At 46.3% G+C, this 10,491-nt stretch carries 9 protein-coding genes; 3 read left to right on the forward strand and 6 right to left on the reverse strand.

Annotation, left to right across the window (positions count from 1 at the left end; translation table 11 throughout):
- Nucleotides 1–299: 299 nt before the first annotated feature.
- The 4 genes from WBA89_RS08365 to WBA89_RS08380 form a co-directional block, all read right to left on the reverse strand.
- Entirely contained in the window at nucleotides 300–674 is a 375-nt protein-coding gene (locus WBA89_RS08365) for a hypothetical protein (RefSeq protein WP_193973787.1), read from the reverse strand.
- 384 nt (nucleotides 675–1,058) lie between these two features.
- Nucleotides 1,059–2,735 carry an ABC1 kinase family protein gene (locus WBA89_RS08370; protein ID WP_424405538.1) on the reverse strand — a complete coding sequence of 559 codons (1,677 nt, stop codon included), beginning with the start codon at nucleotides 2,733–2,735 and terminating at the stop codon, nucleotides 1,059–1,061.
- A gap of 53 nt (nucleotides 2,736–2,788) precedes the next feature.
- A complete protein-coding gene (locus WBA89_RS08375) occupies nucleotides 2,789–4,108 on the reverse strand; it encodes an RNA-guided endonuclease InsQ/TnpB family protein (protein ID WP_424405540.1) in 1,320 nt (439 codons plus the stop codon).
- 598 nt (nucleotides 4,109–4,706) lie between these two features.
- Nucleotides 4,707–5,855 carry a DegT/DnrJ/EryC1/StrS family aminotransferase gene (locus WBA89_RS08380; RefSeq protein WP_424405542.1) on the reverse strand — a complete coding sequence of 383 codons (1,149 nt, stop codon included), beginning with the start codon at nucleotides 5,853–5,855 and terminating at the stop codon, nucleotides 4,707–4,709.
- A gap of 127 nt (nucleotides 5,856–5,982) precedes the next feature.
- On the opposite strand from WBA89_RS08380, the gene WBA89_RS08385 reads away from it, so the two are divergent.
- The 3 genes from WBA89_RS08385 (at nucleotide 5,983) to WBA89_RS08395 (ending at nucleotide 7,691) form a co-directional block, all read left to right on the forward strand.
- Nucleotides 5,983–6,759 (forward strand): ABC transporter permease, encoded by a 777-nt coding sequence (locus WBA89_RS08385; protein WP_424405544.1) that lies wholly within the window; start codon nucleotides 5,983–5,985, stop codon nucleotides 6,757–6,759.
- Nucleotides 6,756–6,899 (forward strand): hypothetical protein, encoded by a 144-nt coding sequence (locus WBA89_RS08390; RefSeq protein WP_424405546.1) that lies wholly within the window; start codon nucleotides 6,756–6,758, stop codon nucleotides 6,897–6,899. The genes WBA89_RS08385 and WBA89_RS08390 overlap by 4 nt, the downstream gene beginning before the upstream one ends.
- 171 nt (nucleotides 6,900–7,070) lie before the next feature.
- On the forward strand, nucleotides 7,071–7,691 hold the full coding sequence (locus WBA89_RS08395) for a Uma2 family endonuclease (RefSeq protein ID WP_424405548.1): 621 nt from the start codon (nucleotides 7,071–7,073) through the stop codon (nucleotides 7,689–7,691).
- 104 nt (nucleotides 7,692–7,795) lie between these two features.
- On the opposite strand, the gene WBA89_RS08400 is transcribed toward WBA89_RS08395, so the two are convergent.
- Nucleotides 7,796–9,685, reverse strand: a complete 1,890-nt coding sequence (locus WBA89_RS08400) for a hypothetical protein (RefSeq protein ID WP_424405550.1) — start codon at nucleotides 9,683–9,685, stop codon at nucleotides 7,796–7,798.
- 120 nt (nucleotides 9,686–9,805) lie between these two features.
- Nucleotides 9,806–10,480 carry a nitroreductase family protein gene (locus WBA89_RS08405; protein WP_424405552.1) on the reverse strand — a complete coding sequence of 225 codons (675 nt, stop codon included), beginning with the start codon at nucleotides 10,478–10,480 and terminating at the stop codon, nucleotides 9,806–9,808.
- Nucleotides 10,481–10,491 lie beyond the last annotated feature (11 nt).

Consider the following 10,491-nt stretch of genomic DNA (forward strand, 5'->3'; position numbering starts at 1 on the left):
AATGATTTAACCGCAGAGGGCGCAGAGAACACAGAGGAAGACAAGAGAGAGATGAATACAGAACTATGAAGCGTGGATTTGATCTGACTCGATTTTATAATTCCGATGCTACCGGATTTGATATTACCCCCCCAACCCCCCCTTATTTCGGGGGGGAGTGGGGGGGTAGTAGCACATATGAAAGAAAAATGGTATTAGTTTGATTGGTTTTTTGAACCGCAGATGTTGGCAGATTAACACTGATAAACGCTGATGGGTTTTTATCTGTGTTATTCGCGTTTGTCTGCGGTTTAAGAAGTTTATTGTTCAAATGAATCTAAATCGAGCGCTTGGGAACCTCCGCGTTCGAGTTCGATTAACAGTTTGTTTAGCTGAGTCCAAACCAACCAGGCGGTGAGTAGTGTGAGAGGTAAAGCTAGAGCATAAGAAAGTAATTTTGGGAAGCCAAAAATCTCCACTCCCGAAGCTAAAAATACGCAAATTCCCCCGGCCATTCCGATGAAAGGTATGGATAATTGCAACCTTGGCAGGTTAGCTAGAGTACGAGTAGAGCGATTTTTTGACCACTGCTGCACTGCTTGTTTGAGTGTTGCTTCAAAAGCTAAGCCTGATGCCATACCTGCTAGCAATCCAGCGCTCATTAAAAAATATGGAGGTTCGGGAAAATAATACACGAATAATTCCTTAGTTTTGGTAATGGAAAAGTTGTCAGTTGTCAGTTGTCAGTTGTCAGTTGTCAGTTGTCAGTTGTCAGTTGTCAGTTGTCAGTTGTCAGTTGTCAGTTGTTAGTTGTTAGTTGTCAGTTGTTAGTTGTCAGTTGTCAGTTGTTAGCATTTAGCAGTAAGAAGGAAATTATTTTCGCCTCTATTTTCTGCATTTTGAAATTTGCGTATTCGGGACTTTTTTGTGGTCAAAAAAGTTAATTGGTAATTAGTAGTTGTCTTTTGATTTATAACTAATGACCACCCTTTGACTTGCTTCGGCTTCGCTGGCTCACAAGTCGCTAATGACTAATGACTAATGACTAATGACTACTGACTACTGACTGCTGACTAAAATTAAAACCGAGTCAGCGCGGCTGTTCCTGCTGTGGAAAGCTCTGTTAAAGCGTCTAAAGCAACGTTGAACAGGCGGCTTGGTTGCAAGTCTTCTTTGACTAGGTTCCAAAGGCTGCTAACTTCTGCTGTGTGGAGGCGATCGTCTTCAATCAAAGCTAATATCAATTGGCGACGCAAAAACGATCCTTCTTCTGACAGCAAGAATTGTATGCCTAGTTGGGCGGTGGGTAGCAGGTCGAAACTGCGATCGGATCTGGCGATCGCGATCATGTCCTCTAATCTGTTCCACTGGAATTTGCCATCTTTGAATAATACCTCAATCAGGCGACGGCGCAATGCTGGAGATTCTCCGTTCAACAATCGGCGCGCTACGTAAGGATAGGCCACCTCGACGATCTTGAAATCGGGATTCAGCGTCAGGGCTAAACCTTCTTCTGTCACGAGAGAGCGAATGATTAAGGCAAATTTCGCGGGCACTCGGAAAGGATAATCGTACATCAATTCCGAAAACTGGTCTGTAATCGTCTTGAAGTTAAAATCTGACACCTTTTCGCCGACTATATCGCCGAGTACAGATTCTAGGGCCGGGACGATCGGCATAATATCTGTATCTGGCGTCAAAAAGCCGAGTTTGACAAAATCCTGGGCTAACTGCAAGTAATCTTTGTTGATCAAATGAACGACAGAATCAACCAAGCTTTCTTTGGTTGTTTCTTCCATCTGATCCATCATCCCAAAATCGATGTAAGCCATGCGGCCGTCCGCTAAGGCAAACAAATTTCCCGGATGGGGGTCAGCGTGAAAAAATCCGTGTTCTAGCAACTGCCGCAAACCGCTGCGGACTCCGACTTCTATTAAGCTATCGGTGTCCAAGCCTGCGGCTTTAACACTTTCCATATCTGTCAGCTTGATGCCGTCAATCCATTCGAGGGTGAGAACGGATTTTGAAGTATAGCGCCAGTAGATACTCGGAACTTTTACTGTCGGGTCGTCGGCAAAATTTGTGGCAAATTTTTCGGCGTTGCGACCTTCGTTGATATAGTCAATTTCCTCGAATAGTTTAATGCCGAATTCATCGACTATTAAAGAGAGGTCGTGGCCGAGATTGAGCGGCAGCAAAGGGGCTAACCATCCAGCGGCCCAGCGCATTAAGTAAAGGTCGAGGCTCAAGATTGGTAGCAAGTTGGGTCGCTGAACTTTGACGGCGACTGCTTCTCCGGTCATGAGACGGGCTTTGTATACTTGACCGAGACTGGCGGCGGCGACTGGTTGGGGGGAGATTTCGCTGTAGGTTTCGCTAATGGGGCGATCGAGTTCTGCTTCAATAATCTCAAATGCTCGCGCCGAATCAAAGGGTGGCAATTGATCTTGAAGTTTGATCAGTTCTTCGAGAAAGTCTTTGCGAATTAAATCCGGTCTGGTAGAAAGGGCTTGGCCGACTTTAATGAAAGTGGGGCCCAAGCGAGTGAGTATTTGTCGCAGATGGGTGGCGCGTTCCGGCTGGTGTGCTGCGGCTTCGTGCTGCCAACTGTCCCACAGCATCCCCAGCACGAAGCCTGCAAAAGACCAAATAACGGTAATTGCTCGCCAAATTGCTTTCCAAGGACGTTTGCGGTAATACTTAGCGATCGCTTGTGGATCGTAGCGTCTAGCCTGAGTGAATTGATACTGAGGCACTCGTTTATTTTCCTCTTATTTTATGAAAATTGCAGGTTAAAGTCAACTACCCATCACCAAGCGGAGTACCTCCGGAGGTGTGGGCTTGTATCTGGACTCCACCGCAATTCTGAGAATCTAGAAAGAATCTCAGCTTTAGTTTCACGGCCCGATACATCAGGGGATGCTGACAAGCTCCCCGTACTCATCCAGTCTTGCCGGACAAGCAACGCTCTCATTGCAATATTTCGCGCACCAATCAAATCAGCGTGTAACTCATGTCCGCAACATTCGCATCGAAACAATAGTCCTTTGTTAGGTCTATTAGCATCCGAAGTATGTCCACATTTAGGACAACTTTTAGATGTATAATGAGCCGGAACTTTCGTTGCTAACGAACCATTTAGGTTAGCCTTATAGTCAATATATCCATGCAATTCGGCATAAGACCATTTAGCTTTGTTTCGATTGGCTCTGCGTCTCTTCTTGCTTGCCTTGTTGCCCGATTTCGTCCTAGTCCTGTCCCGGATTCCGGTGAGGTTTTCTAGTCCAATCAGGGTGTTAGGCTTGGCAATATCCTTACTGATTTGGTGGTTTACGTCAGCGATAAACCGTCTTTCTCTCCCAGACAAAGCGATTAGTCTTCGCTTCGCTGAACGAGTGCCTTTACGCTGAAGAGTTTGTCTAGCTTTATGGTAGCGGTTAGCTTTGTGTCTAACTTCCTTGCCTGAGTAGAATTTAGACTTATTTTGTAAGTCTGTTTCCACCGCTAAGTAGCGCATACCCACGTCAACACCAGAGACTCTCGTTATTTTCAGTGGGTTAATTTCAGGTGTTTCTACTTCAAGACTTACCATCAGGTAATATATCTTGGAGGAACGCTGATAGACAATTTTAGCCGCTCCAATATGAGCATCATTGGTAATTAAGTCTAAATGCTTGTTGTAGCCATCATACGAGACCACTATTCGACCTTGGAGAGTGATGATACTTACTCGCCTTTCGGTTTTAAAAGAGTAGTCACGTTGATAATTTAGGGTACAGGTTCGAGAGATATATTTAGGAGCTTTATCTAACCCTTTATACCGTCTCTTGGTGTAACCTTTGGCAATAGCATTATTAGATTGTTTTACCTTAGTCCACAGAGTTTTGTAAGTTCCAGACACTTGTCTGGGTACGTTGCAAGCCATTTGGGCTCCCAGTCCAAATCTCACCCGCAGTTCGTTGTAGACGGCTTTTTGTAGCTTAGCACCATTGCTGGTTTTGCCTGCGTCAAAAGCGACTTGTGAAGTGTAATTCAAAGCATCTCGGTAAGCTAAAGTAGTCTGAGACACCAAAGCTTTTTGCTCGGCAGTCAGGTTGAGTTTTAGCTTGGCGGTGATTACTTGGGGCATTTTCTTCACAAACTCTGGTGTTATTGTATCTCGTGAAAACCAATACTGCAATAGCGGGAATCAAAGATTTGTTCGGCGGTTACGCCTCACGCGCATTCCTCCCGGCACTCAACGGAGTACAGTTAGAGTGCGGGACTCCTCCTGTCTAGTTGAGAATTTGAGATCGGGCATCGGGCATCGGGCATCGGGCATTGGGCATCGGGCATCGGGCATCGGGCATTGGGGAGGGGAAGTCGAAAGTTCAAACATTCTTCCTTCCTTCTTCCTTTTTCCTTCTTCCTTCTTTTCACCCTGAGCGAAGCCGAAGGGCCTTCTTCCTTCTTCCTTCTTATTTCTTATTTCTTCCTTCTTCCTTCTTCCTTCTTCATCACGATCGCACCGCAAATTTTAGGCGAGCGGAAAATGCACCCGTTCTAGGCGGATTGCTAGCCTAAATTTGTTTCTTTTCATTAAATATAGTACATAAAAGTACAAGTGCTCAGTCAAAATACTTAATATATTTCCCTGACCGCTGCACCAGTACGGCACTGCAACCCTGCCATTTTTCTATTTTGGGGCGTTTCTGTCGATCGGGCGATCGCGGCCAAGCTACCGGATGCTACCGGCTATGTGCCAAACAATCTTTGAGTCCATAAATCGCCCGCTCTTGTTGATCCCCCGAAAGTTCTGGGAACATTGGCAAAGACAAGACTTCGCGACAAACTTGCTCTGCCACAGGTAAATGACCGGCTCCAACGCCTAAAGATTTGTACACAGGTTGCAGGTGCAAAGGTAACGGATAGTAAACCATCGAACCGATGCCGGATTCCTGCAACTGAGCCCGCACCGAGTCCCGAAAATTACCCGATGGATTTTGCTCGTTCTCTTGACTTTTCAGCCGAATTGTGTATTGATTCCAGACTCCTTTTGCTGCCGGCAATTCTTTGGGAACAGAAACTCCGGGCACGCGGGAAAGAAATTCGTTATAAACGGCTGCTTTTTCGCGCCGCTGGGCGTTCCAACTGTCGAGATACCGCAATTTAATGCTGAGAATCACCGCTTGCAGGGCATCTAAACGGCTGTTGTAGCCGATTTCTTCGTAGAAATACCTAGAAGACTGTCCGTGTTCTTTGAGCATTCTCATGGAAGCTGCGAGGGCTGCATCGTTTGTTGTCACCGCGCCGCCGTCACCGCAAGCGCCTAAGTTTTTGGTTGGATAAAAGCTGAAACAGCCGATGTGGCCGATGCTACCGACTTTTTGAGACTCCCACAGCGCCCCGACAGACTGGGCGCAATCTTCAATTACGGCTAAATTGTGCCGAGTCGCAATTTCCATCAACCGAGTCATGTCTGCGGGTTGGCCGAAGATGTGCACGGGCATAATTGCCTTGGTTTTTTCGGTAATTGCCGCTTCGAGGAGTTCGACATCCAAATTAAAAGTCTCGCTGTCAATATCGACAAATACCGGAGTTGCACCCACGGCGCTAATTGTCTCAGCCGAAGCAAAAAAAGTAAAAGGAGTGGTAATCACTTCATCGCCAGGGCCAATTTTGAGAGCTCGCAAGGCCAAAATCAGGGCATCCGTGCCCGAATTGCAGCCAACGCACTCGGAAACGCCGGTGTAGTCGGCGAATTCTCGTTCAAAACTTTTGACGGCGGGGCCGCCTATGTAGCCGCCAGAGGCAAGCACCTTCTGCACCGCAGCGCTGATCTCGCCGCCAATCTGGGCGTACTGCTGGGTTAAGTCGAGGGGGGGAACATTATTCACTCTTCACACCACAAATTTCAACCATTATCAAAGCAAATTCTTGCAGCAAAACTGTTTCTCAGATACCTTTATTCAAATATCTTATAGTTAGAGGAGCAAACAATCACTCGATCGAAAGACAGCGCCGATGTTAATTCAGCTAGAGTTTACTGATTTGGGTTGGGCTTTGGGGATGGTGGCGATCGCGATCGGGCTTTCGGCGTGGCAGGGATTGGGATTGGAGGGGGCGATCGCGATCGCGGCGGGGCGCACCCTGATCCAGCTAATCCTAGTCGGCTACGTGCTCGCCGTCGTATTTGCCCCGGAGGGAAAAAATCCTTGGCTGGTTTTAGCATTTTTAGTAATCATGCTCACAACAGCTAGCACGGTGGCTAGCAACCGCATCAGCAAAAAAATTAAGCACTTACTACCGTTAGTTTCTGGTTCGATTTTGATTAGTACGGCCTTGACTTTGGGCTATACAAACTTGCTAATTTTGCAACCTGACCCCTGGTACGAACCGCAGTATTTGATTCCCCTAGCGGGGATGATTTTGGGCAATGCGATGAATTCAGGGGCGATCGCCGGTGAAAGACTTGTCAGTACAGTTAACAGCAGCCAGTTAGAAATAGAAACCCATTTAAGTTTAGGTTCCACACCGCAGCAAGCAGTAAAACAGTACCGCAAAGATGCGATCAAAGCTGGATTAATCCCGACATTAAATACAATGACAGTCGTAGGAATCGTGACATTGCCGGGAATGATGACAGGTCAAATGCTCAGCGGTGTCAGCCCTCTTGATGCAGCATCTTACCAGATTTTGATTATGTTTGTGTTAGCGCTGGCAACTTTAATCGCAACTCTGTTGTTGACGGAGGGATTGTGCCGCAGTTTTTTTAATCAAGATGCACAGTTGATAAAATGATAATTGGGAATTGGGAATTGGGAATTGGGAATTGGGAATTGGGAATTGGGAATTGGGAATTGGGCGGAGCGAAGCGGAGGGATTGGCCAAACAGGGCATTGGGCGGAGCGAAGCGGAGGGATTGGGCATTGGTAATATAATATAGGTAGGAACTTGCATTTAGCCTTATTTTATTGAACAGGCAAGATACCTGTTCAATAAAAGTTTAGTTTTTTGTGGGGTGGGCTTCTAGCCCGCCCGAAAAATACAATTTAGAGGTCAGACAGCTTATCTATTAAACCCGCCCTAGTCATCACTAAGGAGAAATAGCCATGATTCAAATAGCAACTAAAACACTAACTTTTGAAGAATTTGCGGAATGGAAACCAGAAAACGGACGTTATGAACTGCACAATGGAGAGATTGTTGAAATGTCACAGCCATTAGGAGAACATGAAGAAGTTATCGGTTTTTTAGCAAGAAAATTGACCGTGGAATTCGATCGCCTAAACCTGCCGTACTTCATCCCCAAACAAGCATTAGTTAAGCCACTGGAAAACCAATCAGCTTATTCGCCGGACATTCCGATCTTAAATCGCCCAAATTTAGCATCAGAACCTCTGTGGCAAAAGTTTTCAACCGTGACTCAAGGAGCCTCAATTCCGCTGGTTATAGAAGTAGTTAGTACCAACTGGCAAGATGACTACATCAAAAAAGTGGGCGAATACGAACTAATCGGGATTCCTGAATACTGGATTGTAGATTATCTCGGTTTGGGTGGCCTCCGGTTTATTGGAAATCCCAAACAACCAACGATATCGGTTTATCGGTTGGTTGACGGCGAGTATGAGGTTAGTTTGTTTCGGGGAAATGATCGGATTGAGTCTCCAACTTTTCCAGAGTTGAATTTGACGGCGCAACAATTTTTTCAAGCTGGATTGATTGCGGAGTAACTCAGGAATAATCAAATCGAGTCAACAGTTAACAGTCAACAGTCAACAATTCCCCCTGAGTGCAACCGGAATTGATATAACCCTACAATATGTTCAAATCCGGGCTACTTCGGTTCGTGACTCGCAATCCGCTTGCCTTCGCCATTGTACACCTGCATCGGAATTTTGGCGTTTTCGGCGATCGCCTCCAAAGCTTTTTGCAACGTTTCAACGTGCTTTTCCACAGCTTGACGAGTCTTTACAGCCTTCTTATTTTCCGCTTGGATGAAAGTTTGTTGCAATTTCTGCACGTAATCGGAAGTCATCTGCACCGCAATCAAATCTTTGCTAACAGTATAGTCGCAAATCTTCGGCTTACCTTTGCAAGTTTTATCTAAATCCGCCCGCGCTTTTTGCAGATTCCTTTCTTCCTTCAACTTTACTTCTGCTTGCTCCAATGATTTTGTGTAGGAATCAATCAGCGGTTTGGCTTTCTGGGAATAAGCAGTGGCCGCCGGAACTTGCTCGGCATAACTCAAAGCTCTCCGCCAGTATTCCGATGCCTTAAACCATTCATTTTTCCCCTCAAAAATCATCGCTTCCGCTGCTAAACTCACTGCTTGAGTGTAGCCGTTTTCCGAAATTCCTTCAATGTTTTTGCGCTCGCGAGCTTGTGAAAGCTTCGTTTCGTATCTCGGAACTAGCAGTTTACCTTGTTGGTAAGATTGCGTATTGCTGGGAATTTCTGATATTATATCCAGGGCTTTTTCCCAACCAGATTGCACTTGAATCCAACTTTCGGCTGTCTGAGCTACTGCTTCGCGAGCTTCTGCTATTTGGGCTGTATTTTTGGCTTCGATCAAGGTTTTTTCGGCTTGTTTTTCTGTTCCTAATTCCTTGTTTCCTGTGGCTAAATTCTTCCGGTATTCCTTGGCTTTTTTCTGAGCGTAGGGATAAACAGGGCTGTCTTGGGGGATTTCTCCGAGTTGGGCGATCGCGCTTTGCCACAGAGCTTGCGCTTCCTGCCAATTCTCGGCAGAATAAGGAGGATTTCCGGTTTTCCTGGCTGCTGACTCTGCGAGGCGCGCGCCATCGATCGCAGAGTTTACATTCTGACTTTGCTGGCGGTAGTTTTCCAGGGCGGTTTGAGCTTCGCCGCGATGAATTGACCAAGCTGGAATCGGTTCCAAAAGGGCGATCGCCCCTTTTACCTGTTCCTGCGCTTCTTCGGGGCTGTTAGCAACCTTTGAAGTTTTCAGCGTCCTGATCGAATTGTCGCTCAACTGTTTAGCATCAGCTAGTGCAGGGCATTCTCCGATGACACAGGGGCGGCTCAACAGGTAATAACCCCCTGCCAAAATTAACGCTGTAAGGGAGAGGGTGCCTACCGCCGCCAGCAGCGCCCACGGTGAATTCTTGGGTGTTTGAGAAACTGTTACCGCTTGCAAATCCAGCGGATTGAAGGGATTTTCTGTAAAATCTCCGGGGATTGCAGCTACCCTAAAGGCGATCGGATCGGAATTGTTGGAACTCTCAGACAAATCAGGAAAATATTCATCATCTCCCTGCTCTTTAATATCTGTTTCTAACGGCATTTCCTGCGCTACATCCGCCGTCTCTGCCGCATTTGTTGCTAGCACAATCCCCGTTTCTGCTGCGGGGATTTCCTCGGCTTTCTTTCGCACTTCCACTGTTCTGGGTCTTGACAGAACGGGGTTGTGCATGGTAAAAGAATGGAAAGCATAGGGCTGTTTTTGTCCGGTAATTTTTAGGCAAAGTCCAATCTGTTCAATAGATTCTGGTTCTATTTCGAGAATTGCTGCTTCTAGCACCGTAAAAGTCGGTTTTGCTTTGATAACTACACTTCGCGGGTGTTCTCCGACCACCGTTAAAGAGTCATCTCTAAAATCGCAACTAATATAAAGCGGTAATTTTTTTAATCCGGCTGCTTGTAAGTGCTTCTGCAACTTTACTTCTAAAATTTGTGCTTTGCTTTGTCGCGCTGCTACTGTCATACTTTGCTCCTCTGTCTGCTCTCACCGCTGGCGATTTTAGATTTTAGGTTTCCGATTGCGAAAATATCGGTTTTTTTGATTGATTGGAACTTTGACACCTGGTCATCCAAATCTTAACTCTTAAGTCTCCAGTTGCAACTCTTTTCCATAACTTTCGCTGTAATAAACTTGAGTCACATCAAAACGCCCGCCGTATTGTTTGAAAGGTTCTGCTGCATAACCTAGCGGTAGCAAACAGCAAACATCTACTTGTTCGGGAATTTGAAAGGCTTCTTTCACCTTAGCGCTGACAAAACCTTCCATCGGACAACTGTCTACTCCAAAGCTTTTAGCTGCAATCATTAAGTGAGCTACTGCGAGCATTGTATGTCTGTTTGTCCAAGTTTCTAGGGAGTCGAAACTGGGACGGTTCTCGAACAATTGCGGGATTGCTTGGCGCATATAACCGGCTAAAGTGTCATTCATTCCGCCGGCTGCTTTGCCCAATTCGATGACGGCTTCGGTGTTTTCGGGCTCGGCGGCGCGCCGATCGCCACAACAGATTAACACGATTGGGGCTTCTACCACTTGGCGCTGGTCGAAGGCGCAAGTTTTTAATTTTTCTTTGCTGGCTTGGTCTTCAAGTACGATAAACCGCCAAGGCTGCAAGTTGTAACCGGAGGGCGATCGCACTCCCAAGCGCAAAATTTCTGCCAATATGGCTGAGGGAATTCGATCGGGCTTGAAGCTGCGCGCGGCCCGCCGGCTTTCGATCGCAGTTTTAACATTAATTGAAGGTTGGATTTCAATTGGCATGGGTTATTGGT

The organism is Microcoleus sp. (assembly GCF_049646505.1).
Taxonomy (GTDB): domain Bacteria; phylum Cyanobacteriota; class Cyanobacteriia; order Cyanobacteriales; family Microcoleaceae; genus Microcoleus.